The sequence below is a fragment of the Hydrogenophaga palleronii genome, assembly GCF_031457455.1.
Classification (GTDB): domain Bacteria; phylum Pseudomonadota; class Gammaproteobacteria; order Burkholderiales; family Burkholderiaceae_C; genus Hydrogenophaga; species Hydrogenophaga palleronii_A.
Genome location: NZ_JAVDWU010000008.1, coordinates 25,259 through 48,264 on the forward strand (window position 1 = coordinate 25,259; position 23,006 = coordinate 48,264).

At 63.9% G+C, this 23,006-nt stretch carries 27 protein-coding genes; 6 read left to right on the plus strand and 21 right to left on the minus strand.

Annotated elements, in window-relative coordinates:
• Positions 1–114 precede the first annotated feature (114 nt).
• The 19 genes from arsH to phnG all read right to left on the minus strand — a co-directional run bounded on the left by arsH (position 115) and on the right by phnG (position 15,693).
• Positions 115–837 (minus strand): arsenical resistance protein ArsH, encoded by a 723-nt coding sequence (gene arsH, locus J2W49_RS17710; protein ID WP_310319265.1) that lies wholly within the window; start codon positions 835–837, stop codon positions 115–117.
• Positions 818–1,252, minus strand: coding sequence for an arsenate reductase (glutaredoxin) (gene arsC / locus J2W49_RS17715; protein WP_310319268.1), 435 nt, complete (start codon positions 1,250–1,252; stop codon positions 818–820). The genes arsH and arsC overlap by 20 nt, the downstream gene beginning before the upstream one ends.
• Before the next feature lie 16 nt (positions 1,253–1,268).
• The gene (arsB, locus tag J2W49_RS17720; protein ID WP_310319271.1) at positions 1,269–2,279 is read right to left on the minus strand and encodes an ACR3 family arsenite efflux transporter; all 1,011 of its coding nucleotides are present in this window, start codon (positions 2,277–2,279) and stop codon (positions 1,269–1,271) included.
• Positions 2,280–2,355: 76 nt separating this feature from the next.
• The gene (locus tag J2W49_RS17725) at positions 2,356–2,856 is read right to left on the minus strand and encodes an arsenate reductase ArsC (RefSeq protein ID WP_310319274.1); all 501 of its coding nucleotides are present in this window, start codon (positions 2,854–2,856) and stop codon (positions 2,356–2,358) included.
• Between the two features lie 10 nt (positions 2,857–2,866).
• Complete coding sequence (locus tag J2W49_RS17730; protein WP_310319277.1) at positions 2,867–3,205, minus strand: ArsR/SmtB family transcription factor; 339 nt, start codon at positions 3,203–3,205, stop codon at positions 2,867–2,869.
• A gap of 12 nt (positions 3,206–3,217) precedes the next feature.
• Complete coding sequence (gene arsJ / locus J2W49_RS17735; RefSeq protein ID WP_310319280.1) at positions 3,218–4,456, minus strand: organoarsenical effux MFS transporter ArsJ; 1,239 nt, start codon at positions 4,454–4,456, stop codon at positions 3,218–3,220.
• 121 nt (positions 4,457–4,577) lie between these two features.
• The gene (locus J2W49_RS17740) at positions 4,578–5,621 is read right to left on the minus strand and encodes an ArsJ-associated glyceraldehyde-3-phosphate dehydrogenase (RefSeq protein ID WP_310319283.1); all 1,044 of its coding nucleotides are present in this window, start codon (positions 5,619–5,621) and stop codon (positions 4,578–4,580) included.
• A 146-nt stretch (positions 5,622–5,767) separates the two neighbouring features.
• Positions 5,768–6,373, minus strand: coding sequence for a phosphonate degradation HD-domain oxygenase (locus tag J2W49_RS17745; protein WP_310319285.1), 606 nt, complete (start codon positions 6,371–6,373; stop codon positions 5,768–5,770).
• A 6-nt stretch (positions 6,374–6,379) separates the two neighbouring features.
• Entirely contained in the window at positions 6,380–7,186 is an 807-nt protein-coding gene (gene phnE / locus J2W49_RS17750; RefSeq protein WP_310319288.1) for a phosphonate ABC transporter, permease protein PhnE, read from the minus strand.
• A gap of 19 nt (positions 7,187–7,205) precedes the next feature.
• Positions 7,206–8,150, minus strand: a complete 945-nt coding sequence (gene phnD, locus J2W49_RS17755) for a phosphonate ABC transporter substrate-binding protein (RefSeq protein WP_310319291.1) — start codon at positions 8,148–8,150, stop codon at positions 7,206–7,208.
• Positions 8,151–8,205: 55 nt separating this feature from the next.
• Entirely contained in the window at positions 8,206–9,060 is an 855-nt protein-coding gene (gene phnC / locus J2W49_RS17760; RefSeq protein ID WP_310319294.1) for a phosphonate ABC transporter ATP-binding protein, read from the minus strand.
• Between the two features lie 237 nt (positions 9,061–9,297).
• A complete protein-coding gene (locus tag J2W49_RS17765) occupies positions 9,298–10,512 on the minus strand; it encodes an alpha-D-ribose 1-methylphosphonate 5-triphosphate diphosphatase (RefSeq protein ID WP_310319297.1) in 1,215 nt (404 codons plus the stop codon).
• Positions 10,509–11,252 (minus strand): phosphonate C-P lyase system protein PhnL, encoded by a 744-nt coding sequence (gene phnL, locus J2W49_RS17770; protein ID WP_310319300.1) that lies wholly within the window; start codon positions 11,250–11,252, stop codon positions 10,509–10,511. The genes J2W49_RS17765 and phnL overlap by 4 nt, the downstream gene beginning before the upstream one ends.
• Positions 11,249–12,046, minus strand: a complete 798-nt coding sequence (gene phnK / locus J2W49_RS17775; protein ID WP_310319303.1) for a phosphonate C-P lyase system protein PhnK — start codon at positions 12,044–12,046, stop codon at positions 11,249–11,251. Before phnK ends, phnL begins: the two co-directional genes overlap by 4 nt.
• Positions 12,043–12,516, minus strand: coding sequence for a GNAT family N-acetyltransferase (locus tag J2W49_RS17780; RefSeq protein ID WP_310319910.1), 474 nt, complete (start codon positions 12,514–12,516; stop codon positions 12,043–12,045). The genes phnK and J2W49_RS17780 overlap by 4 nt, the downstream gene beginning before the upstream one ends.
• Before the next feature lie 8 nt (positions 12,517–12,524).
• Complete coding sequence (locus J2W49_RS17785) at positions 12,525–13,439, minus strand: alpha-D-ribose 1-methylphosphonate 5-phosphate C-P-lyase PhnJ (RefSeq protein ID WP_405001046.1); 915 nt, start codon at positions 13,437–13,439, stop codon at positions 12,525–12,527.
• Positions 13,436–14,539: a carbon-phosphorus lyase complex subunit gene (locus J2W49_RS17790; protein WP_310319307.1), complete on the minus strand. Its 1,104-nt coding sequence runs from the start codon at positions 14,537–14,539 to the stop codon at positions 13,436–13,438. Before J2W49_RS17790 ends, J2W49_RS17785 begins: the two co-directional genes overlap by 4 nt.
• Positions 14,540–14,542: 3 nt before the next feature.
• A complete protein-coding gene (gene phnH / locus J2W49_RS17795) occupies positions 14,543–15,175 on the minus strand; it encodes a phosphonate C-P lyase system protein PhnH (protein ID WP_310319310.1) in 633 nt (210 codons plus the stop codon).
• On the minus strand, positions 15,172–15,693 hold the full coding sequence (gene phnG / locus J2W49_RS17800; RefSeq protein ID WP_310319313.1) for a phosphonate C-P lyase system protein PhnG: 522 nt from the start codon (positions 15,691–15,693) through the stop codon (positions 15,172–15,174). The genes phnH and phnG overlap by 4 nt, the downstream gene beginning before the upstream one ends.
• A 79-nt stretch (positions 15,694–15,772) precedes the next feature.
• Between phnG and phnF the strand changes: the two genes are divergently transcribed.
• The 6 genes from phnF (at position 15,773) to J2W49_RS17830 (ending at position 20,926) form a co-directional block, all read left to right on the plus strand.
• Positions 15,773–16,510 carry a phosphonate metabolism transcriptional regulator PhnF gene (gene phnF, locus J2W49_RS17805; RefSeq protein ID WP_310319316.1) on the plus strand — a complete coding sequence of 246 codons (738 nt, stop codon included), beginning with the start codon at positions 15,773–15,775 and terminating at the stop codon, positions 16,508–16,510.
• Complete coding sequence (locus J2W49_RS17810) at positions 16,500–17,219, plus strand: DUF1045 domain-containing protein (protein WP_310319319.1); 720 nt, start codon at positions 16,500–16,502, stop codon at positions 17,217–17,219. Before phnF ends, J2W49_RS17810 begins: the two co-directional genes overlap by 11 nt.
• Positions 17,216–17,806 carry a phosphonate metabolism protein/1,5-bisphosphokinase (PRPP-forming) PhnN gene (locus J2W49_RS17815; RefSeq protein ID WP_310319322.1) on the plus strand — a complete coding sequence of 197 codons (591 nt, stop codon included), beginning with the start codon at positions 17,216–17,218 and terminating at the stop codon, positions 17,804–17,806. Before J2W49_RS17810 ends, J2W49_RS17815 begins: the two co-directional genes overlap by 4 nt.
• Positions 17,807–18,313: 507 nt before the next feature.
• The gene (locus tag J2W49_RS17820) at positions 18,314–19,432 is read left to right on the plus strand and encodes a CHAT domain-containing protein (RefSeq protein ID WP_310319325.1); all 1,119 of its coding nucleotides are present in this window, start codon (positions 18,314–18,316) and stop codon (positions 19,430–19,432) included.
• A gap of 32 nt (positions 19,433–19,464) precedes the next feature.
• The gene (locus tag J2W49_RS17825) at positions 19,465–20,124 is read left to right on the plus strand and encodes a DUF4145 domain-containing protein (RefSeq protein ID WP_310319328.1); all 660 of its coding nucleotides are present in this window, start codon (positions 19,465–19,467) and stop codon (positions 20,122–20,124) included.
• Between the two features lie 382 nt (positions 20,125–20,506).
• Positions 20,507–20,926: an iron chaperone gene (locus tag J2W49_RS17830; RefSeq protein ID WP_310319331.1), complete on the plus strand. Its 420-nt coding sequence runs from the start codon at positions 20,507–20,509 to the stop codon at positions 20,924–20,926.
• Positions 20,927–20,966: 40 nt separating this feature from the next.
• Here J2W49_RS17830 and J2W49_RS17835 read toward each other — a convergent pair whose 3' ends face one another.
• Both J2W49_RS17835 and J2W49_RS17840 read right to left on the minus strand, forming a co-directional pair.
• The gene (locus tag J2W49_RS17835) at positions 20,967–21,764 is read right to left on the minus strand and encodes an endonuclease/exonuclease/phosphatase family protein (protein WP_310319334.1); all 798 of its coding nucleotides are present in this window, start codon (positions 21,762–21,764) and stop codon (positions 20,967–20,969) included.
• A complete protein-coding gene (locus J2W49_RS17840; protein ID WP_310319337.1) occupies positions 21,761–22,993 on the minus strand; it encodes an alpha-D-ribose 1-methylphosphonate 5-triphosphate diphosphatase in 1,233 nt (410 codons plus the stop codon). The genes J2W49_RS17835 and J2W49_RS17840 overlap by 4 nt, the downstream gene beginning before the upstream one ends.
• Positions 22,994–23,006: the final 13 nt, after the last annotated feature.

Genomic DNA, 23,006 nt, shown 5'->3' on the forward strand with positions numbered 1-23,006 from the left:
CCGCGACGAGTGAAACAACGCCATCCAGGGGCACCGCCGGGCTGGCTTCGCCAGACGGCCAGTGCCGCCCCCCTTGAGGGGGGTGACGCGAGGCGGCGCGGGGGGTGTTTCATCCTAAATCGCCGCCTGATTCACCCGCTTCATCAGCGCTTCCGCGCTCTCCTTGCGCTCGCTGTACCGGTCCACCAGGTAAGGCGATACGTCGCGTGTGAGCCAGGTGAACTTCACCAGCTCTTCGATCACGTCCACGATGCGGTCGAAGTAGGGGGAGGGCTTCATGCGGTCGTGCTCGTCGAACTCCTGAAATGCCTTGGCCACGGAAGATTGGTTGGGGATGGTGATCATGCGCATCCAGCGGCCGAGCACGCGCATCTGGTTCACCGCGTTGAACGACTGCGAACCGCCGCTGACCTGCATCACCGCCAGCGTCTTGCCCTGCGTGGGCCGCACCGCACCTGAAGACAGCGGAATCCAGTCGATCTGCGTTTTCATGATGCCGGTCATGGCGCCGTGGCGCTCGGGCGAGCACCACACCATGCCTTCGGACCAGGCCGCCAGCTCGCGCAGTTCCTGCACCTTGGGATGGTCGTCCGGTGCGTCGTCGGCCAGCGGCAGGCCGCTGGGGTTGAAGACGCGAGCTTCTGCGCCCATGGCCTGCAGCAGGCGCGCGCACTCTTCCACCACCAGACGGCTGAACGAACGAGGCCGCAGCGACCCGTAAAGCAGCAGAATGCGAGGTGGGTGGTTGCTGCCCGATGTTGGCCGCAGGCGTTCAGGATCGGGTACCCGGAAATGGGCGGCTTCTGCCTGCGGCAGATCACTCAGCGGCTTTGACACGTTGGCCTTTTTCGTCGATCACGCGTTCACCGTCTTCCTTGGTGAAGGTGCCTGTTTGCGGTTGCGGCAGGATGTCGAGCACCGCCTCGGAAGGGCGGCACAGGCGGGTGCCCAGGGCGGTGACGACAATGGGGCGCTGCAGCAAGATGGGGTGTTCGCCGATGAAGTCCAGCAGTTGTTCGTCTGTCCAGTGCGGCGCGTCCAGGCCCAGTTCTTTGTAGAGGGTTTCCTTCTGCCGCAACACATCGCGCACGGTGCCGCCCATGTCGCTGATCAGCTGCTTCAGCTCATTGCGCGTCGGCGGTGTTTTCAGGTATTCGATGACCACGGGCTCAACCCCGCTGTTGCGGATCAGGGCCAGGGTGTTGCGCGAGGTGCCGCACCTGGGGTTGTGAAAAATCTTGATGGGTTTCATGTGGGGTTCTCCAGGTTCAGGCAGCGGGGCGCCAGCGGTTGACCAAGGCCACCAGCGAGAGCATCACCGGCACCTCCACCAGCACGCCCACCACGGTGGCCAGCGCCGCGCCGCTGTTCAGGCCGAACAGCGAAATGGCCACGGCCACGGCGAGCTCAAAGAAGTTGGAGGTGCCGATCAGGCAGGCAGGGCCGGCCACGTTGTGGGGCAACTTGAGCCAGCGCGCACCCCACCAGGCGATGAAGAAGATGCCGTAGCTCTGCAGCACCAGCGGCACCGCGATCAGCAAGATCACCAGCGGCTGGCGAATGATGGTCTCGGCCTGGAAGCCGAACAGCAGCACCACGGTGGCGATCAGCCCGATCACGGACCAGGGTTTGAGAGCCGCCACGAAGGCCGGCAGTGCATCGCGTGAGCGCTTGAGTAGCCATTGGCGCGTGAGCATGCCGGCGATCAGTGGCAGCACCACGTACAGCACGGTGGCCAGCAGCAGGGTTTCCCACGGGACGGTCACATTGGTCACGCCCAGCAGAAAGGCCGCGATGGGAGCGAAGGCAAAGACCATGATGATGTCGTTGATCGACACCTGCACCAGCGTGTAGTTGGCATCGCCCTTCACCAACTGGCTCCACACGAACACCATGGCGGTGCAGGGTGCTACGCCCAGCAGGATCATGCCGGCGATGTATTCGCTGGCCGACTGCGGGTCCACCCAGGGCGCGAAGATGTACTGAAAGAACAGCACACCCAGTGCCGCCATGGTGAAAGGCTTGATGAGCCAGTTCACCACTAGCGTGAGCATCAGACCCTGAGGCTTCTTGCCCACGTTGCGCACCGCGCTCCAGTCGATCTGGATCATCATCGGGTAAATCATCACCCAGATGAAAACGGCCACCACCAGGTTGACCTGCGCGTACTCCATGGCGGACACGGCCTGAAAGACCGGTGGCACGAGCAAGCCCAGCCCCACGCCGGCCAAGATGCCCAACCCGACCCACACCGAGAGATACCGTTCAAACAATCCCATACCCACAACCTCTGGTCAAAAACGCAAAACGCCCGGGCGCTGCAAACGCCCGGGCTTCGATGGAGGCTTCAACAGCTCAGGATGTGACCTTGCCCATGCTGTCCAGCTCTTTCTTGAGGGCGAGCTTGTCCAGCTTTTCAATGGGCAGCACCGTCAGCAAGGCAATGCGGCGGTTCATCACCACAAAACAATCGGTGAAGGCGCGCTGAATCACCTCAATGCTGCCTTTCACGGCGGCCGGGTCTTCCACGCCCCAATGGGCCGTCATGGGCTGTCCCGGCCAGACAGGGCACACCTCGCCGGCCGCCTTGTCGCACACGGTGAGCACGAAGTCCATTTTGGGCGCGTCTGGCAAGGCGAATTCATCCCAGTTCTTGCTGCGCAGGCCGGCGGTCTTGAAGCGGTTTCGATCCAGCAGTTCGATGGCATGCGGGTTGACATGGCCAGCGGGATGGCTGCCCGCACTGTAGGCGCGGAAGCGCCCCGCGCCTTGCTGGTTGAGGATGGCCTCGGCCATGATGCTGCGCGCGGAGTTGCCGGTGCAGATGAACAGGACGTTGTAGATCGATGAACTCATGAAAGGCCTTTCAGCACGTGGTGCAGGTGGGAACAGCGGTGGGGCCGGTCGTCACTTCGCAGGGCTCGCCCTGGCAGCAGTGCGCCGTCAGAAACTGGAGCAAATCGCTCATGGCGCCGAACTCGGCGCGGTAGATCAGATGGCGGCCGTCGCGCTCTTGCGAGACCAGGCCGGCGTGGCTGAGCTCCTTCAGGTGGAACGACAGCGCCGTGCTGGGAACGCCCAGCGATGCGGTGAGCTCGCCCGGTGTGAGCCCTTGTGGCCCCTGCGCCACCAGGGCGCGGAAGATGCGCAACCGCGTGTCTTGCGCCAGCGCGCCGAGGGCCTTGACGGCTTGGGTTTCGTCCATGGGTCGGTTCCTTCAGACAGGTGTGGTTTGCAGTTCGCGTTTCTGCGGCAGCTTCAAGGTGGTGAGCCAGCAGACTGTCAGCATCAGAGCCGAGCCCAGCAAGGCATACAGCAGGCCGCCCCACTGGTACAGCAGGCCGGAGAGCAGCGTGCCGGTGAAGCGGCCCAGCGCGTTGGCCGCGTAATAGAAGCCCACGTCTTCGGCGGCCTTTTCCGAGCCGGCATAGGCCAGCACCAGGTAGGAATGCACGGAAGAGTTGATGGCGAACGCAAAGCCGAACACGCCCAGGCCACCCACCACGATCCAGGGCAGTTGGGGTGCCTCCATGGCCACGGCCACGGCCAGGCCCATGGGCACCAGTGCCAGCAGCGCCGACCACAGCCGTGCTGCAGGGACTTCGGTGCTCAGCCCGTCGTCACTGCGCTTCACGAACGCAGGCGCCAGCGCCTGCACCGCGCCGTAGCCAATGGTCCAGGCCGCGAGGAACGTGCCCACCATGGTGAAGGTCCAGCCCTGCGAATACAGATACACCGGCACACCCACCACGAACCACACATCCCGCGCGCCAAACAGCACCACACGGGCAGCGGCCAGCACGTTGACGCCGGTGTTCTTGGCAAACAGTTCCTTGGCCGACTTGGACGCCTTGTTCTTGCCCATCATCTTCGGCAGTGAACTCACCACACCCACCAGCACCAATGCCAGCAGCGCGGCCATGGCCCACAGCGCCTGCTGGAAGCCCAGCGTCTGCAGCAGCAGGCCGCCCATGAAGAAGCCCACGCCCTTCATGGCGTTCTTGCTGCCGGTGAACCACGCCACCCACTTGAAGAGCTGGCCGGCGCCTTGGTTCTTCGCCTGATCGGCGGTGACCTTGATGGCCGATTTGCTGGCCGTCTTGGTGAGGTCTTTGGCCACGCCGCAAATGCCCTGCGCCAGCACCACCCACGCCACCGACATCGCCGCACTCCAGCCCGGGTCCAGGAACGACAGCACGGTGAAGCCGGTGATCTGCGTGATCAGGCCTACCGTGAGCATGCGCGTGATGCCGTAGCGCGTGGCGAGCCAGCCGCCGATGAAGTTGGCGGCAATGCCCGCCGCTTCGTACAGCAGGAACAGAAAGGCCAGTGTGAACGGCGAATAGCCCAGTTGGTAGAAGTGCAGCAGCACCAGCATGCGCAAGGCGCCGTCGGTGAGCGTGAAGCCCCAGTAGGCGGCCGTGACGATGGCGTAGTTGCGTTCTGCTGCGTTCATGGGTGTATGAGTGACACGTGACTCATCCAAGAATCCCGCGGAACCGGCTTTGCCGGGCCGCAGGGGTTGCCCCCTTGAAGGGGGTGACGTGCCGCCCGGCACGGCGCGGGGGTGGGCAAGATCAAACTCCGGTGGCTTCCATGTGGCAGGCCAGATCGACCATGCGGCAGGCGTAACCCATTTCGTTGTCGTACCAGGCGTAGACCTTGAGCAGGGTGCCGTCGGTCACCATGGTGGACAGCGCATCCACGATGCTGGAACGGGTGTCGCGCGCGTAGTCCACGCTCACCAGCGGGCGGGTCTCATAACCCAGAATGCCGGCCAGCGGTCCCTTGGCCGCAGCGGCGAACAGTGCGTTCACCTCGTCCACCGTGGTCTCGCGCTGCAATTCAAACACGCAGTCGGTCAGCGAGGCGTTGAGCGCCGGCACACGCACCGCGTGGCCGTTGAGCTTGCCCTTGAGTTCGGGGTAGATCAGCGCGATGGCGGTGGCGCTGCCCGTGGTGGTGGGTGCCAGGCTCATGAGCGCGCTGCGGGCACGCCGCAGGTCCTTGTGCGGCGCGTCCACCACCAGGTTGGTGTTGGTGGGGTTGTGCAGCGTGGTGATCTGGCCATGGCGGATGCCGATGGCTTCGTGCACCACCTTCACCACCGGCGCCAGGCAGTTGGTGGTGCAGGAGGCGGCGGTGACGATGCGGTCGCGTTCCGGGTTGTACAGCGTGTGGTTCACACCGACCACGATGTTGAGCACATCGCCCACCTTCACCGGCGCAGCCACCACCACACGTTTGGCGCCCCGGTCCAGGTGACCCTGAATGGTCTCTGGCGTGAGGAACTTGCCGGTGCATTCCAGCACCAGGTCCACCCCCAGGTCACCCCAGGGAATGTCGGCCGGCGCGGCGTGCGCGCTGAACGACATGCGGTGCTGGTCGATGCGAATGGCGTCTTCGCCATCGGCTTCGATGTCCGCCCGCCATTTGCCCTGCACACTGTCAAATGCCAGCAGGTGGGCCGTGGCGGCGGCACCACCCTTGAGCTCGTTGAGGTGCACCACCTCCAGCCGGTTGCCGGCCAGGGGGTCGTCGCTCTGGCGCTCCGCTGCGCCCATGGCGGCGCGCAGGGCCAGCCGCCCGATGCGGCCCATGCCGTTGATGCCTACTCTCATGCAAGTGCTCCTCCAAAGAACCCGAAATCGATCAGAAATCAGGTTGATTCAATAATTGTTGAAGTATTGCATGGGTTTGTGACACAGCGGTGACGCGTGTCGCAGCCATCCCTCGGCCAGTGCGCAGTCTGCAGCGCTGCCCGCGCTCAGTTTGTGTGGGCGCTCTGCAGGCTTTTGCCTGCGATTTCAGACTTGTGCACCTTACTTGCCACCTGGTGCATCAGAGCCACGTAGTGCGCCAGTGGCGGGGTGGGTGTGCCGGGTGTCTTGGCACGGTCGTCGTAGCGGCGCAGGCGCAGTGCCGTGGCGGCGTGAGGGTGGTTCATGAATTCGATGGCCTGCTGCGCACTGAACACGCCACCCTGCAATTCCAGGCTGCGGATGGACGCAGGCGAGAGCTGCGCCAGATAGCTGGCGTCGGTGCGGCAGAGGTGGCGCTTGGCGTCCACGTGCAGGCGGATGGGCTCCAGCACCGCGTCGGAAAACAGCGGACGCAGAAAGGGCAGGGCGATGAACTGGTGCAGGTCGTCGCGCTGCTTCTGGCCCGGTTCGGCGGGCTCGGCATCTGCCCGCAGCAGGTGGCCCAGATCGTGCAGCAGGGCCGCCACAATGGTCTCGACAGTCTCTCCCGCCGCTTCGGCGAGATGGGCGCATTGCAGCGCATGGTCGAGTTGGCTCACGGCTTCATTGCCGTACTGCTTGGCGCCCTGGCGCTGCAGCAGGTCGGCGATGGCTTCGATCGTGGCACCCATGGTGGTTCAGACCGCCAGCTTGCGGATGCGTGCCGAGATCAGGTCGATCAGGGTCACGCTGATCACGATGATGATCATCACCGCGCAGGTTTCGGCGTACTGGAAGCCGCGAATGATTTCCCACAGCACCACGCCAATGCCACCCGCACCCACCATGCCCACCACCGAAGCGGAGCGCACGTTGGCTTCAAAGCGGTACAGGGTGTAGGAAATCCACAGCGGCATCACCTGAGGAATCACGCCATACACAATTTCGTGCAGGGCGCTGGCGCCAGTGGATCGGATGCCTTCCACCGGTTGCGGGTCGATCGCTTCCACCGCTTCAGAAAACAGCTTGGCCAGGGTGCCGGCCGTGTGAATCCACAGCGCCAGCACACCCGCAAACGGGCCCAGGCCCACCGCCACCACGAACAGCATGGCGAACACCATTTCGTTGATGGCGCGAAACGAGTCCAGCAAGCGTCGCACCGGCTGGTGCACCCACCAGGGTGCGATGTTGCTGGAAGCCAGCAGGGACAGCGGAATTGCGGTGATCACGGCCAGCGCGGTGCCCCAGAGCGCGATCTGCAGCGTGACGATCATCTCGCTGATGTAGAGGCGCCAGTCGGAGAAGTTGGGCGGGAAGAACTCGGACGCGTAGTCGGCCATGTTGCCCGAGTCGCGCCAGAGATCCAGGGGGCGCATGTCGGCCCCGTTCCAGGAGGCGACAAGCAGCGCCAGCAGCGCACCCCAGGACAGGTACCAGACCAGGCCGTGCTTGGGCGCGGCGCTCTCGGCAAGCGTCTGCCATTTCGGATGGGTGAGGGTGTTCATGGGGTGCGGCGGCGGGCGGTCAGTTCAGGGCGGCGAGTTGCTGGTCGATCAGCAGCAGCTGGGCCTTCTTCTCGGCCTCGCTCAGTTTGCTGTCGGCTTCGATCTTGGTGCGCTTGCTGAACAGGTCCAGCTGGCGGATGGGGGTGAGCTGATCGTTGGAAGAGGCCTTGAAGCCGGAGAGCTTGGAGAGCTTCATCACCACTTCCTTCTCTTTCGGATCGGTCTTGGCGTAGTTCACGAAGAAGGACTTGATCTTGTCCTTGCTCGCCTGCGGCAGTTCCTTGTGCATGACCAGCGGATCCAGCGGGATCAGGGGTGAGGTCCAGACGATCTTGATCTCCTTGAACTTCTCTGGCTGCCGGGCCTTGATCTTGTCCAGGTTCTCGCTGTTGTTGGTGGCCACGTCGACCTGTTTGTTGGCCACAGCCAGTGCATTGGCTTCGTGGTTGGCACTGCGCACCACCTTGAAGGCGGTCTTGGCGTCCACCTTGTTCTTGGCGAACACATAGAAGCCGGGCACCAGGAAGCCGCTGGTGGAGTTGGGGTCGCCGTTGCCGAAGCTCAGGTCCTTGGCGTTCTTGAGCACGTCTTCCATCGAAGCCAGCGGGCTGCTCTGGTGAACGATGAGGTGCGAGTAATAGCCCTGCGTGCCATCGGCGTTGACCATCTGCGCAAACACTTCACCGTTGGCGCGGTCCACCGCTTCCATGGCCGACTTGTTGCCCAGCCAGGCCACATGCACCTTGTTGAAGCGCATGCCTTCGATGATGCCGGCGTAGTCAGGAGCGAAGAAAGCCTTGACCTTCATGCCGGTCTGCTTCTCCATATCGTCCAGCAGCGGCTGCCAGTCGGCCTTGAGGTTCTGGGTGGACTCGGTGGAGATGATGCCGAAGTTGATCTCCTGGCCGTGGGCCAGCGTGAGGGTAAGGCCGGCGGCGAGCGCAGCGGCGGCGTGCTTGATCATGGAGAGACTCCTGTGGTTCAGAAAATGAGGGAGAGAGGCGGAGGAACGGGGCCGTTCAGGCGGCCTGGGGAAGCGGTTGTTGCCAGCCAGCGGATGCGTTGGGGTGACGGGTCACGCCGCTGTGCACGCTTTCGCTGCCGTTGAGGATTTCATCGGCCTGCATGCCATAGAGCTCGCGCAGCAGGGCAGGCGTGAGCCGTTCCGACGGTCCGTCAAACACCACACGGCCCTGGTGCAGCGCCACGGTGCGTGGGCAGTAGCGGCGCGCCATGTCCACCTGGTGCAAGGAAACAACCACCGTGCAGCCGTCTTCGCGGCAAATGCGCGCGAGGATCTCCATGACGTTGCGCGAAGACTCCGGATCGAGCGAGGCAATGGGTTCGTCGGCCAGCACCACGCGGGCACCCTGCACCAGGGTGCGCGCAATGGCGGCACGCTGCTGCTGTCCACCGGAAAGCGTGGAAGCACGCTGCGCATGGCATTCGGCAATGCCCACACGGTCCAGCGCTTCCAGCGCCAGCGCACGTTCGCGCACCGTGAAAACACGGGTGACTGAGCGCCACCAGGGCATCTGGTGCAGCCGACCCACCAGCACATTGACCAGCACGGGCAGCCGGTCGACCAGGTTGAACTGCTGGAACACGAAGCCGATGCGCGCACGTGTCTTGCGCACGTTGCGGTCGATCTGCCCACCGCGCTGCACGCATTCGCCATACACCTCGATGCAGGACTCGCTGCCCACGTCGGCCGGCATGAGGCCGGCGATGTGGCGCAGCAGCGTGGACTTGCCCGAGCCCGATGCACCGATGAGCGCCACCATTTCGCCCTGGTCGATTTCCAGATTGATGTCGCGCAGGGCGTGCTTGCCGTTGCCGAAGTGCTTGTTCAGGTTTTCGATGTGCAGGCTCATGGTCACGGCTCCTTGGAGATGTCTATACAAGCAGTGTCTTTTTTGTTGGTGACAGTTTCTTGACGGGTTGGGGAAGTTTTTTAGACATGGGGTGGGTGTTTTCACTCCCTCGCCCCTTTGGGGAGAGGGCTGGGGTGAGGGGCGTCTCCCCAGCATTGGCCATGTTCTCCGGAGGCTTGGCTTGGCCGGGCCGAGACCCGGCCAAACCCACCAGCCGGAAACAAAGCAAAGCCCAGATCACATCACCTTCAACCCCTCTCTCCAAACCCCCCTCACCACCCCATGCCGACCCCCATCCGGCATCTCCACCACCCGCACCTGAATCAGGTCAGCACGCAACCCCGGCGCCAGCGAACCCCGGTCGTGCAGGCCGGTGGCACGTGCCGGGTTGTGCGTGACCATGGCCACCGCTTCGGACATTGAAGCGATGCCGTCCTGCACCAACCGCAGCACAGCACCCAGCAGGCTGGCGGGCACGTAGTCGCTGGAGAGGATGTCAAGCAGCCCCAGTTGTGCGAGCTCAGCGGCGGCCACGTTGCCGGAGTGAGAACCGCCGCGCACCACGTTCGGGCCGCCCATCACGGTGAGCAGGCCGCGTGCATGGGCCGCGCGGGCCGCCAGTACGGTGGTGGGGAATTCCGACATGCTGGCGCCTTCCGCGTGGGCTTGCACCACATGGGCTTCGGTGGTGTCGTCGTGACTGGCCAGGGCAATGCCGTGTTGCTGGCAGTACTGCACGAAGAAGGCGCGGTGGGGTTCGGCGTAGCGGGCCTGGTTTTCCGCCGAGCGGGTGAGTTGCTGCTGGAACTTGGCTTCGCTCCAGCCCTTCTTGCCGGTGAAGTAGGTGCGCGCCTGGTTCACGTCTTCCCATTGACGCTGACCGGGGGTGTGGTCCATGAGCGAGATCAGGCTCAGGCGAGGGTGGCCCTGGAAGGGCTCAAAGAGTTCAATGGTGTTGGGCGCGGGCAGTTCGCAGCGCACGTGCAGGTGATGGTCGGCGCGCAACAGGCCGGCGCGGGTGGTGTGCTCCAGCGTGTTGATCACGTCGCGCCAGGTGCTGCCGCGCAGGCTGTCGGGGTCGGCATCGCCCACGCCGAGCGCGTCGAACACGGTGGTGATGCCGGCGGCGGCCACTTCGGCGTCGTGCGCAATCAGCGCGGGCAGCGTGGCCCATTGCACCTTGGGGCGCGGCATCAGGTGGCGCTCGAAGTTGTCGGTGTGCATTTCCACCAGACCTGGCATCAGGAAGTCGCCTTCCAGGTCGATGGCGCTGGCCACCGAAGTGGCACCGCTGTCGATGGCGTGGATGCGGCCTTGCTGAACGCTCAGGCTGCCGTGCACCACCTCGTTCGGCAGCACCAGGCGGGCGTTGCGGAACACGGTGGGGGCGTTGCCAGCCTGCGGTTCGCGATTGGTGACGGCGTTGATTTCGGCGTTGATGACGGCGTTCATGCCAATGCTCCCCGGAACTGCGCCATGTCCACATGGCGCGTGGCCACGGCCTCGCCCACTTCGCGGTCGTGGAAGATGCCGATGACGGCGGTGCCGACGGCCAGCGCTTCGCGGATGAGTTCGATCACCGTGGCGGTGTTGGCTGCATCCAAAGAGGCGGTGGGCTCGTCCAGCAGCAGCAGCGGGCGCTGGCGGATCATGTTGCGGGCGATGTTCACGCGCTGCTGTTCGCCGCCGGAGAAGGTGGCCGGTGGTAGCGGCCACAACGCTTCGGGAATGCGCAGGCGCTGCAGCCACTGGCAAGCGGTGGCGCGCGCTTCTTCAGGGGCGATGCCTGCTTCCACCAGCGGCTCGGCCACCACATCCAGCGCGCCCACGCGCGGAATCACGCGCAGGAACTGGCTCACGTAGCCCACGCTGTGCTGGCGCATGTGCACCAGCGAACGCGGCTCACACCGGGTGAGGTTCAGAGGCGGCTCGCCGGGGGTGCGCAGCACGATGTCACCCTGGCTGGCCAGGTAGTTGGCGTAGATGAGCTTGAGCAGCGTGCTCTTGCCCTGGCCGGAAGGTCCGTCGAGCACCACGCATTCGCCGGGCGCCACGCACAGGTCCACGCCTTGCAGCACGTGCAGGGCTAGGCCCTGCTGCTGGTGCAGCGTGAACGACTTGCCCACGCCCCGCAGCTCGATGACGGGTTCAATGACAGGGTCCATGGTCGGTTCAACGGAGAGAGTGTTCATGGTTGCAGCACGGAGGACACGAGCAGTTGGGAGTAAGGGTGCTGGGGATCGTCGAGCACCTGGTCGGTGAGGCCGCTTTCCACGATGCGGCCGCGCTGCATCACCACCATGCGGTGGGCCAGCAGGCGCGCCACCGCCAGGTCGTGCGTGACGATGACCACGGCCAGCTGCATCTCGCGGTTGAGCTGGCGCAGCAGGTCCAGCAAGCGGGCCTGCACCGATACGTCCAGCCCCGAGGTGGGTTCGTCCATGAACACGAGGCGAGGGTGGGTGACCAGGTTGCGTGCGATCTGCAGCCGCTGCCGCATGCCGCCGGAGAAGGTGCGCGGTGTGTCGTCGATGCGCGCAGGGTCGATCTCGACCCGCTCCAGCCATTCGCCGGCGGTGGCGCGCAGGCGGCCGTAGTGGCGTTCGCCCAGTGCCATGAGGCGTTCGCCGATGTTGGCGCCGGCAGACACGTCCATGCGCAGGCCGTCGGCCGGGTTCTGGTGCACGAAGCCCCAGTCGGTGCGGGCCAGCAGGCGCTGCTGCGCTTCGCTCATGCGGTGCACGTTGTGCAGGCCGCCGTCGCGGGCGCGGAACTCCACCGTGCCACCGGCCGGCGTCGCGCGCGCGGCCATCGCGTTGAGCAAGGTGGTCTTGCCGGAACCGGATTCGCCCACGATGGCCAGCACCTCGCCGGGCCAGAGTTCGAAGGAAGCGTCCTGCAGCACAGTGCGCTGGCCGTAGCGGTGGGCCACGTCGCGCACGCGCAGCAGCGGCTGGTCCGCAGAAGCGGGGGGTAGGGTGGTCATGTCAGGTCCTGTACAGATGCGGTGTGGGTCTCGATGAGGAAGCTCAGCCCGTGCTGGGCAAAGCCGAGCGAGCGGTAGAAGGTGTGGGCCTCTGTGCGGCGCGCGTTGGACGAGAGCGCGAGCTTGTAGCAGCCGGCTGCGCGTGCCTGCTGCAGCGCGTGGGCCATGAGCGCGCGGCCGATGCCCTGGCGCTGGTGGGCATCGCTCACCACCACGTCCTCTGCGATGGCCGACGGCGTGCCCCGGTGCGCCAGGTTGTGCATCACCAGCAGGGCGTAGCTGCCCACGATGGTGTTGGTCTCGTCTTGCGCCACAAACAAGCGGTAGCTGGGATAGCGCGCAAACTGTCGCCACACAGTGCGGGCTTCTTCCGGTGACAGCACCTCGCCGTCGTCCAGTCCGGGTTGTGCGTACAGCGCGAGCACGGAGGGCAGATCGGCTTCCAGGGCTTCGCGAATGAGCAGGCTCACACGCTCGTTCACGCGGCGTCTCCCTGCGGGCCGTGCCCGTCTGCGCGGCGCTGCTGGCAGTGGTCGGAGTCGGAGCACACGTGCATGCGGCCGCCTTCGTCGTTGGTGATGATCTCGTCCAGGAACGAATCGGTGGCGCCGCACAGCGCGCAGGCGGCGTCCCAGCGCTGCACCTCGAACGGGTGATCGTCAAAGGCCAGGCTCTCCACCGGCGTGTAGGGCGGCACGGCGTAGATGCGTTTTTCGCGGCCAGCGCCAAACAGCTGCAGCGCGGGGTTCATGTGCATCTTGGGGTTGTCGAACTTCGGAATGGGCGAAGGCGCCATGAGGTAGCGGCCGTTCACCATCACGGGGTAGTCGTAGGTGGTGGCAATGTGGCCGTGGCGCGCGATGTCTTCGTACAGCTTCACGTGCATCAGCCCGTATTCGGCCAGCGCGTGCAGGGTGCGGGTTTCGCTGGCGCGCGGCTCCAGGCGCTGCATGGGCTCGGGCACCGGCACCTGGTACACCAGGATCTGTCCTTCGCGCAGCGGCACCTCTGGAATGCGGTGCCGCGTCTGGATGACGCTGGCCTCCACCGTGCGGGTGGTGATGGGCACGCCAGCGGTGCGCTGGAAGAAGCGGCGGATGTTGACCGCGTTGACCGTGTCGTCCGAGCCCTGGTCGATCACCTTGAGGGTGTCCTGCGGGCCCAGCACGGCAGCGGTCACCTGGATGCCGCCGGTGCCCCAGCCGTAGGGCAACGGCATCTCGCGCGAGCCGAACGGCACCTGATGGCCGGGGATGGCCACGGCCTTGAGGATGGCGCGTCGGATCATGCGCTTGGTGCGTTCATCCAGGTAGGCGAAGTTCACGCCGGCTTCGGTTTGGGCATCGACCTGGGCCACTGCGTTGAAAGTGTGGGCGTCCATGGGGGCGTTCATTGGGTGGGCTCCTCGGAGCTTGTGTTCAGCAAGGCTTCCGCGCGCATCTGGCGCACCAGCGCCAGTTCCGACTGGAAGTCCACGTAGTGCGGCAGCTTCAGGTGCTGCACAAACCCCGAGGCTTCCAGGCTGTCGCTGTGCGAGAGCACGAATTCCGGCATCTGCGCGGGCGACGCCACCATCTCGCCCAGTTCTTCGGCGCGCAGCGCGCGGTCCACCAGGCTCATGGCCATGGCCTTGCGTTCGCAGTGGCCAAAGCTCAGCCCATAGCCGCGCGTGAAGGCCGGGGGCTCTGCGGCGCTGCCGGCGAACTGGTTGACCATTTCACATTCGGTGATTTCCAGGTCGCCGATGGAAATGGCAAAGCCCAGTTCTTCCGGCTCCACCAGCACCTCCACCTGGCCCACGCGCAGCTCGCCCACAAAGGGGTGTGAATGCGCGTAGCCGCGCTGGGTGGAATACGCCATGGCCAGCAGAAAACCTTCGTCGCCGCGCGCCAGGTTCTGCAGGCGCGTGGCCCGGGTGGCGGGAAAACGCAGCGGTTCGCGCGTGAGGTCGGTGGGCTCGGGGTCGCCTTCTGGAACGGGGTGCCGCTCGATCAACCCTTCCTGGTTCAGCAGGTCCACCACGCGTGGCACAGCAGTTGCTGCCGGGGCGTTCGCCGGTGCGGGTCTTTCAACGCTGCCATCGCCTTCGGCCAGCAGGGCGAAGTCCAGCAGGCGCTGGGTGTAGTCGTAGGTGGGGCCGAGCAGTTGGCCGCCGGGCAGGTCCTTGAAGGTGGCGGAGATGCGGCGCTCCAGCGCCATGCGCGCCGTGTCCAGTGGCAGCGTGGTGCCCAGGCGCGGGAGGGTGGCGCGGTAGGCGCGCAGCAGGAAGATGGCTTCCACCACATCGCCGCTGGCCTGCTTGATGGCCAGGGCAGCTAGCTCGGGGTCGTACACCGAGCCTTCGGTCATCACGCGGTCCACCGCCAGCTTGAGCTGAGTCCGGATCTGCGCCACGCTGAGTTCGGGCAGTTGCGTGTCACCACGCCGCTGGCGGTCCAGCAGGCGGTAGCTGTTGAGAATGGCGGTTTCTCCGCCCTTGACGGCCACGTACATGGTTCAGTTCTCCAGTTCGGCGCTTGCGGCGATGCGGGTGCTGCGCGGCAGGCCCGCCAGGGTGGCGGGGCTGGCCAGCAGCACGTCCACGCCGCGCGGGAAGGCATCGTGGTTGTGGGCCCATTGCTCGGCGAAGGTGTTGGGCAGGCCTTGCACCTGCAGCGGCTGCGTGGTGGCGATGCCGGGGCCGCTGAGCGTGAAGGCGTCGCCGTTGCCGTTGCCGTGGTTGAAGCCGGCCACGTCGATCACCAGCGTGGTCGAGGTTTCAGGGTCGGTGTCGGTGCCGGGCATGAACGCTGCAAGGTCGGGCACTTCGTCGCCTTGGGCCACCCAGGCAAACTGCGCCTGCGCAGGCTCGGTCACCAGCGTGCAACCGGTGTGAAAGCGCAGCCAGGCGGCGGTGCTTGAGCCCGCCAGCGTGGGCGAGAGCCACAACGTGCAGTCAGCGTCCAGCAGGGCCAGCAGACTCACGGCCGCAGCGGCATGGCCGTGCGCGGGGCATTCGGCATCGATGGGCATGGGCCACACCCGGCCAGGGTGTGAGAGCGCTTGCAGCGCCACGCGGAAGGCGGCCTGGCTGCCCAGCGCCTCCACCGCAAAGCCAGCCTGCATTTCTTGAAGGGATTGCGCGTTCATTCTTCGCCGTCCTCGTCGTTGGCGCCGCCGTCGGACTCGCGGGCCAGGGTGAAAAAGTCCACGCGCGTGCTCTGCGCGCGGTCGCTGCGTTCGTGCGCCATCAGCCGCAGGTGCTGGCGCACGGGCGCCAGCAGGTCAGCGTCTAGCTGCGCCTGCCGCGCAGGGTCCTGCAGCAAGGCGTCGGCCACGGCGGCCAGTTGGCACTGGCGCAGGTTGCGCCCCAGCACCCAGGCCACACCGGCCAGTGGGCCACTCGCTGCCTGCAGCCGAAGTGCACAGCGTGTGACCGTGACCTCGCCCAGGTTGAAGCGTTCGCCCGTGCCACCGGCGCGGCCCTGCACCATCATCAGGCCCACTTCGGGGCGGCGCAGCCAGTGCACGGTCGTGCCGCTGGGGCGGTCCAGGTAGTGGCCCATTGCGGGCTCCAGCACCTCGAGTGGTGCGCGCGCCAGCAACGCCATCCATTGCGGGCGCTGCAGGGGCTGGTTCGGTCCGTCATTGTCAAAAGCGTGAAACATTGTGGTGCTACCCTATTGGCATTACTTGTCTAGACAACTGTTGATTCCCGCAAGCGTAGCCCTCCCAGATGTAGCTTTCATGACAAACACACTCAGCGCCGACACCCGCGAACATTTCTGGACCCACATCGCCAACGAGATCGCACAGGCCATCGGGCAGGGCGTGTACGCCCCTGGCGAACGCCTCCCTTCAGAGCACTCGCTGGCCGAGCGCTTCGGCGTGAACCGCCACACCATCAGGCGCTCGCTATCGGCCCTGGTGCAGCGCGGCCTGGTGCGGGCCGAGCAGGGCAGTGGCACCTACGTGGAAGACTTCGCGGTCGACCTGGCCATCGGCAAGCGCACGCGCCACCGGCAGAACCTGGCGCAGGCCGGGCTGAAGGGCAGCTTCCGGGTGCTGGAGAGTTCGCGCGTGCGCGCCACCGCAGACCAGGCACGCGCCCTGCAGGTGCCCGCACGCAGCATGCTGCTGCACCTGCTGGTGCTGGGCGAAGGCGCAGGCCAACCCCTGCACGTGAGCGACCGCTACTTCCCGCTGCCGCGATTCCACGGCCTGGCCGACGTGGTGCGCGACACCGGCTCCATCACCCAGGCCTTCACCGCCCACGGCGTGACCGACTACATCCGCCATGAAAGCCGCATCAGCGCCCGCCTGCCCGATGCCCGCACCGCCGGCCACCTGCGCCAGGGCACAGCACGGCCCGCGCTGTACGTGACCAAGGTGAACACCGACATGGCCGGCGTGCCCATCGAATACGCCGAAACCTGGTTCGCCGGCGACCGCGTCACGCTCACGGTGAACCACGATGGCGAATGACCCGCAGCACATCGAACCCCACCGCGTGGCCGTGTACTGGGCGCCAGCCCCCGGCAGTGACGCCTGGGTGGCCGGCTGCGGCTGGCTGGGGCGCGATACCGCCACAGGCGAAGCGTTGACGCAGCCACAGGTGCCTGGCGTGGCACCTGCGTTGCTGGAGAAAGTCACCACCGACCCGCGCCGCTACGGCTTTCACGCCACGCTCAAGCCGCCCTTCCGCTTGCGCGCGGACCAGACGCTGGCCTCGCTGGAGGCCGCCGTGGATTCGCTGGCGCAGGTGCTGGCCGCCTGCCCCATGCCCGGTCTGAAAGTGGGTATGCTCGATGGCTTTCTGGCCTTGCGCCCAGTGGCGCCCTTGCCGCGTGTGCAGGCCTTGGCGGCGGCCTGCGTGAAGAGCTTGCATCCCTTGGCCGAACCGCTATCGGCGCAGGAACTGGACCGGCGCCGGCAGGCGGGTCTGACACCGCAACAGGACGCCCTGCTGCAAGCCTGGGGCTACCCCTGGGTGCTGGATGAGTTCCGTTTTCACTGTTCGCTCACCAGCCGGCTCGATGCCCTGGATCAGGTCCAGCGCGAGGCACTGATGGCCACGGCCCGCGAACGTTTCGATGGCCTGCCCGAGCAGCGGCTGGACCGGCTCTCCGTGTTCATCGAGCCGAGTGCGGGTGCGCCGTTCCAGTTGCACCGGCAATGGGAACTCCGACCATGAGCTTTGTCTTGAATCAAGCCGAAGCCCACAGCCCACTGGAAGCCGGTGAATCGATGAACGCCCGGCTCGTCTACTTCATGGGCCCGTCCGGCGCGGGCAAGGACAGCCTGATGCACTGGCTGGCGAAGCATCCGCCCGACGGGCAGCGCCTGCACTTGGCGCGACGCACCGTGACCCGGCCAGCCCCCGACGACGAAGCCACCGACCCCGCCACCTTCGAACGCCTGCGCCAAGCCGGCGCCCTGGCCATGCACTGGAGCGCCAACGGCTGGCACTACGGCGTGCGCCGCGAACACCTGAAGCCGTTGACCGATGGGGACTGGGTGCTGGTGAGTGGTTCGCGCGCGCACTGGCCCACTGTGCAAAGCCTGTACCCAGGGTTGACGGGTGTGCATGTGCATGCGAGTGCGGGGGTTTTGCGGCAGCGCCTGCTGGAGCGGGGGAGGGAGAGCGCGGTCGAGGTGGAGGCGCGCATTGCGCGGGCTGCGGCGTTGCCGGCTCCGTTGGGGGTGGTGAGCGTTTGCAATAACGGGGTTTTGGCTGAGGCGGGGGAGGCCTTGCAGAACGTGTTGCTTGCCGTGGTTTGAGCTGCTGGTTCGTGTGGTGACGGTCCCGAGGCCATAGATCCGGTCCGGTTTTGTATTCACCCCACTCCCTCTCCCGCTTGCGGGAGAGGGAGTGGGGTGAGGGGCGTTCAAACATCAAGGGCTGGATCAACAAGTGCACTCTGCACCTTCTGCTTCATGAGGACCCTCCGAAATCCGCTTGTACTTCGACAAAGTTCGTGTGCGGTCTACAAGCCCGTGACGTTGCCCGTATTGGGGGATAGACATGGGCCGCCTCCAACTGTAGGCTGCGCTGCAGCTTTCGAACTCGTTTACGGGCTTGCGGCAGCTTGACAAACCGGGGGAGGCCGGTCGGGTTTGTCTGATCTGTCAACCCCGCGCGTGCATTAGTTTTGTTGCACCATAGAAATGATTTAGTCGTTTTTGGTAATTTCAGCCCGATCTTTCTTGTCGCTGCAATTGTGGGTAACTCGCATTTTGGTGATTTAAATCAACTTCGCTAAGAAAAATATTTAACAGGAGAGAGTTTTGTCCCTGCTCGAAATATATAGAGGAAACGTTCAGCGTAAAAGAGAGGAGATTTCGAGGTTGCAGAACGATAAGGCTAAGGAGCAAAATAAGATTGCTGATTTCACATCAAAAATGCAAAGAGCATCAGAGGCAATAAGTAGAACTAAAAATATAAGTACTATCCAATCAAAATCAAAAGAATTTGAGAGGCATCAAAAAGATTTGTCAAATGTAGAAAGAAAGATAGCCGATTGTGAGCGGAAGATAGCTGCTAAATACAAGGAGCTTAGAACTGAAGAGAAAAGAGTTGCTCAAGAGGAGGAGAAGGAGTCTCAAAAGCGTAGGCGCGATGAAGAGCGGAGAATGCAAGAGAATGAAAAACGCATGGGGGGCTTAAACAGTATTCTGTTGAGGCATGACCAACTTCATAAGCAAGCAAAAATTGAGATTGAAAAGTTAAAAAAACTTCCGGAAAAAATTGTCGTGCTATTTTTGGCAGCCAATCCTATTGATCAACAACAGCTCCGTTTGGATGAAGAAGCGAGGTCAATAGCTGAAATAATTAAAAAAACTAGGCATAGAGACTCTGTCAAATTTGAGTCCTGTTGGGCAGTTCGTCCGATTGATGTTCTTCAGGCTCTCAATGAGTTTGCTCCTGCAATTGTTCATTTTAGCGGTCATGGTTCCGTTAGTGACGAGATTGTTTTTCAAGATTCCCGCGGCATAACGAAATTGGTAAGTAAAGAGGCTATTGTGCAAACTATGATGGCTTCTTCAGATGGAATCAGGTTGGTGTTCTTCAATACATGCTATTCAAAAAAGCAAGCAGAAGCGGTTGCAGAGCATGTGGAGGCGGCAATAGGTATGAATACAACTATCAGTGATGAGGCTGCTCGCGCTTTCTCTTCTCAATTCTATTCATCTATTGGTTTTGGGTTTTCGGTGCAAAAATCTTTTGATCAAGCAAAAGCACTACTCATGATGGAGGGCATAACCGAGGAGGAGACGCCAGAGTTATTCGTAAAATCAGGTGTTGACCCAAACTCTTTGGTAATAGTTAAACCAAATGAAGTGGAAAATGGCATAGAAAGCGAACCAGACGCTCCACAAAGATCCGCAAACAACGCTGGTTTGTGACCTCGATGTTGGGCCGTACCACAACCTTGGCGATGAAAACGAAAAAAGCACATTGCAACGTTTGCGGGGGAGATCGAAACCACGATGTCCTGCATTCCGAATCCACGCGTTGGGATAATGACGAATTCGGCATTTATGGCGACGACACATATGAAACGCTTAAGTGCTGCGGCTGCGATGCCATCAAGCTCCGACATGTCTCATGGTTCTCAGAAGACGACGAGCCATCAATTACCTATTTTCCATCAGCCGTCTTTCGGCGGCACCCCAAATGGTTTGAAGCCCTGATTGACGAGGTGCCGCCAGAGGCTGACTTTGTGGTTTCTCTTTTGAATGAGATTTATGTGGCACTTCACAATAATCTGACGTCACTGGCAACAATGGGAGTTCGTGCACTTCTTGAAAAAGTAATGATCTCCCAGTCTGGCGATTTGGGTTCGTTTGCTGCCCATGTAAAGAAGTTTGAAGAATTGGGGCATCTTTCTAGGCGACAGAGGGAGAGGCTTGATGCCATTCTCGATGCAGGCCACGCGGCAATGCATCGAATTTACACTCCAAAGATCGCGGACGTCATTACGCTTCTGGATATCGCGGAGAACATTATTGAGTCGGTCTTTCTTCATGACAATCGGGTGGAAAAGCTCAAAAAGAGCGTACCAGTCAAGCAACGCAAGGGAGGAAATGTCGCCTGACAGGTGATATTTTGATGGACCCTTGAAAAGCAAGCGATTGCCCGTTGGGGCTCATATTGCAATGCGCCCGCAGTCGCTTGCCAGTCCTCTGTAGTGGGATCGTGAACGTTCCGTGCCGACATGACATCGGCGTCACCGCGTCGCCACACGCTGCAAGCGGCTGTTTTTAGGCCGGCAGGGAGATCGGCGCTGTGCGGTGTGGGAGAAACCCGATTGGCCATGGTGGTCGACCAAACCCGTCGCAGAGGTATAGGTGGTGTTGGCAGAGGCGTCGCAATGTCCCTGATCCGGAAAATATCCCAGCTCCAGCCTTCGCTTCATGTCGAAATCGGGCGCGTTCGTTCGTCGTGCAAGAACGAGCTTCACCGAACACGGAGACCCAATGAACGCTGCTCCTGCCACCGTCGACGCGTACATCGGGCGCTTCCCGCCCAACATCCAGGCCGTGCTTCGCACGGTTCGCGCCACAGTCCAGCAGGCGGCGCCGCAGGCCGAGGAGCGCATCAGCTACGGCATGCCCGCCCTGTTCCAGAACGGCGCAGTCGTCTACTTTGGCGCCTTCAAGAATCACCTGGGCCTGTTCCCACCGGTGGATGATCCTGCGCTCCTTGCCCAGGTCGCCCCGTTCGCGGGGCCGAAGGGCAACCTGCAGTTCCCGTACAGCCAGCCCATGCCCCTCTCACTCATCACAGCCATCGTGCAGGCGAGGGTCAGGTCCAACGCGGCCAAGCCTGCGGCAAAGTCTGGCCGGTCTGTTGCCGCACCTGCCAAGCGCGCTGCCCGTCGCAGCAACGCACCATAGCGCCCGTTGTCAGGCCATGGAGCCGTTGCTGCGCAGGGCTTCAGGCCAAGCTCAGCTGCACCATCAAACCGCTGTGGTCACTGGGCGTCACACCCTCGGCATCGGGGCGGTCACAGCGCAACACGGTGGCCGCCGAACGAATGTCCACCTCGCGTGCGCTGAGTGAAGGCGCCAGCAGCACGTGGTCGAGCACCTGGCCTTGCCCTTGATCATTGATGAACGTGGCGTCGCGGGGCGAGTTGGCGAGGGTGAAGGTGTCCACCAGGCCCCAAGGCGAAGCCATGAATTCGGCGATGCCGGGGCTGTTCAGTTCGCCGTTGAAGTCGCCGCAGAGCAGGGTGGCGCCCGCGGGCCCAAGGGATTGCAGATGCTTGAGCACCGCATGCAATTGCAAGGCCCGCAACTCAGCGCCCTCCGTGCCCGACAGATGCGACAGGTGCAGGTTGGCCACACGCAGCGTGTGCTGGCCGGCCTGAAGAGTGACGATCTGGGCCACACGGCCGCCGTCGGCTGCACTGGATGGCAATGGCAGCGCCTGATGTGCGAGCCAGGGTTGGCGGCACAGCATCGCCATGCCGGAGGAGCTGGGCACCAGCGAGCCCTCGAACGCGCGCTGCTTGCGCCGCGCCTGCACTTGCGCGGCGTGCAGGCCGCCGTGCATGGCCAGCCAGCCGGCGGTGTCGGCGTTGGCCCCATCGGCCTGAAAACATTCCTGCAGTGCAACCATGTCTGGTCGCAGCCCATTCAGTTCCTTCGCTGTCAGCGCCAGGCGTTGCCGGTAGGCGCCTTCACACTTCCAGGTGTTGAGCGTGACGAGGCAGAAGTCCGTTTGGCTCAAGGCTCCACCCAGCCATCGACCGCCAGCGCGGGCGCCCGCGCTGCAGCCCGAACGGCCGCCGGGCGCAAGGTGGGCGCTCCCTTCGTGGCGTGCGCCAGTTGCCCGGCGATCAGGTGCATCACCACGCGCGCAGGCATGGCCGCTGGCGCATCAACGAGCAAGATGTCGGCGCGCTGGCCCACGGCCAGGCGGCCCCGGTCGCGCAGCTGTGCAGCGTCCGCCGCGTGCGACGACACCAGCGCCCATGCGGACTCGAAGTCGCAGGCGCCATCGGCCACCAGGCGGAACGGGGCTTGCAGCATGGCGGGGTAGTAGTAGTCGGAGGTGAGCACCGAACACAGGCCCTGGGCCACCATGGCTGCGGCGCTCACCGCGTTCTTCTGGTGGCTGCCGCCGCGCACCACGTTGGGTGAGCCGAAGATGACCGCGTTGTCCATCGCGCGCGCGGCCTGGGCGGTTTCCAGGTTCTTGGGGAATTCGGAAATGTCGCAGGACAGGGCCTGGTACCACTGTCGCAATGCGGGCGTGGTGTCGTCGTGCGAAGCCATGGGCACGCCAGCGGCCACGGCCGCCGCCGCCAGCCGGCCAATGGCGCCAGGCACGTCGGCTTCGCGCGCGGCCACCTGTGTGGCCAGGGTCTTCAGTGCTTCAAGATCCAGCCCGGTGCGCTGCAGCACGGTCATGGAAGCGCTGGCGCTGTCCAGCTTTTTCAGGATGTCGTGCAGGTGGTCGTTGAAGGCCAGCAGGTGCACGCGGCCTTCCGCCAGCCAGCGCAGCGCATCGGCTTCGCCGTCCAGGTGAAAGGTTTCCTGGCGCAGGTGCAGGCGCGTGTCGCACACTAGGTGCGGCTTTGCTGCTTCCATGGCTTCCATGAAGGCCACCAGAGCCTCGCCGCTGCGCAGGCCGGGCTCCCAGGAGTGCGTAACGCCGTGGTAGGCGGTGGAGATGCCGTTGGCCACCAACTGGCGGTCGGTGTCGGCCAGGGCCAGGCGGGTGTCGAAGTGCACGCCGGGGCGGGGCATGAGCTGGCGTTCAAACGCGTCGCCGTGCAGGTCGATCATGCCGGGCAGCACCAGGCGGCCGCCAGCGTCCAGCGTGGGGCAGTGGCCCGCTTCGCTGCGGATGTCGGTGATCACGCCGTCTTCAATGTGCAGCACGGCTTCTGTTTCGAGCCCGGTGGGCAGCAAGGTGTGGCCGGCGGTGATGGCCCAGCGACCGGTGTTCAGCATGGTGTTCATCCTG

What these genes read in the sequence shown, in the direction of transcription:
- arsB (WP_310319271.1), bottom strand. Translation starts at nt 2,279, where the DNA reads ATGGGATTGTTTGAACGGTATCTCTCGGTGTGGGTCGGGTTGGGCATC.
- phnK (WP_310319303.1), bottom strand. Translation starts at nt 12,046, where the DNA reads ATGACCACCCTACCCCCCGCTTCTGCGGACCAGCCGCTGCTGCGCGTG.
- J2W49_RS17785 (WP_405001046.1), bottom strand. Translation starts at nt 13,439, where the DNA reads ATGAACGCCCCCATGGACGCCCACACTTTCAACGCAGTGGCCCAGGTC.
- J2W49_RS17740 (WP_310319283.1), bottom strand. Translation starts at nt 5,621, where the DNA reads ATGAGAGTAGGCATCAACGGCATGGGCCGCATCGGGCGGCTGGCCCTG.
- phnC (WP_310319294.1), bottom strand. Translation starts at nt 9,060, where the DNA reads ATGAGCCTGCACATCGAAAACCTGAACAAGCACTTCGGCAACGGCAAG.
- arsJ (WP_310319280.1), bottom strand. Translation starts at nt 4,456, where the DNA reads ATGAACGCAGCAGAACGCAACTACGCCATCGTCACGGCCGCCTACTGG.
- J2W49_RS17745 (WP_310319285.1), bottom strand. Translation starts at nt 6,373, where the DNA reads ATGGGTGCCACGATCGAAGCCATCGCCGACCTGCTGCAGCGCCAGGGC.
- phnF (WP_310319316.1), top strand. Translation starts at nt 15,773, where the DNA reads ATGACAAACACACTCAGCGCCGACACCCGCGAACATTTCTGGACCCAC.
- phnL (WP_310319300.1), bottom strand. Translation starts at nt 11,252, where the DNA reads ATGAACACTCTCTCCGTTGAACCGACCATGGACCCTGTCATTGAACCC.
- phnE (WP_310319288.1), bottom strand. Translation starts at nt 7,186, where the DNA reads ATGAACACCCTCACCCATCCGAAATGGCAGACGCTTGCCGAGAGCGCC.
- J2W49_RS17725 (WP_310319274.1), bottom strand. Translation starts at nt 2,856, where the DNA reads ATGAGTTCATCGATCTACAACGTCCTGTTCATCTGCACCGGCAACTCC.
- J2W49_RS17730 (WP_310319277.1), bottom strand. Translation starts at nt 3,205, where the DNA reads ATGGACGAAACCCAAGCCGTCAAGGCCCTCGGCGCGCTGGCGCAAGAC.
- phnH (WP_310319310.1), bottom strand. Translation starts at nt 15,175, where the DNA reads ATGAACGCGCAATCCCTTCAAGAAATGCAGGCTGGCTTTGCGGTGGAG.
- J2W49_RS17825 (WP_310319328.1), top strand. Translation starts at nt 19,465, where the DNA reads ATGAAAACGAAAAAAGCACATTGCAACGTTTGCGGGGGAGATCGAAAC.
- J2W49_RS17810 (WP_310319319.1), top strand. Translation starts at nt 16,500, where the DNA reads ATGGCGAATGACCCGCAGCACATCGAACCCCACCGCGTGGCCGTGTAC.
- phnD (WP_310319291.1), bottom strand. Translation starts at nt 8,150, where the DNA reads ATGATCAAGCACGCCGCCGCTGCGCTCGCCGCCGGCCTTACCCTCACG.
- phnG (WP_310319313.1), bottom strand. Translation starts at nt 15,693, where the DNA reads ATGTTTCACGCTTTTGACAATGACGGACCGAACCAGCCCCTGCAGCGC.
- J2W49_RS17840 (WP_310319337.1), bottom strand. Translation starts at nt 22,993, where the DNA reads ATGCTGAACACCGGTCGCTGGGCCATCACCGCCGGCCACACCTTGCTG.
- J2W49_RS17765 (WP_310319297.1), bottom strand. Translation starts at nt 10,512, where the DNA reads ATGAACGCCGTCATCAACGCCGAAATCAACGCCGTCACCAATCGCGAA.
- J2W49_RS17815 (WP_310319322.1), top strand. Translation starts at nt 17,216, where the DNA reads ATGAGCTTTGTCTTGAATCAAGCCGAAGCCCACAGCCCACTGGAAGCC.
- J2W49_RS17830 (WP_310319331.1), top strand. Translation starts at nt 20,507, where the DNA reads ATGAACGCTGCTCCTGCCACCGTCGACGCGTACATCGGGCGCTTCCCG.
- J2W49_RS17790 (WP_310319307.1), bottom strand. Translation starts at nt 14,539, where the DNA reads ATGTACGTGGCCGTCAAGGGCGGAGAAACCGCCATTCTCAACAGCTAC.
- arsC (WP_310319268.1), bottom strand. Translation starts at nt 1,252, where the DNA reads ATGAAACCCATCAAGATTTTTCACAACCCCAGGTGCGGCACCTCGCGC.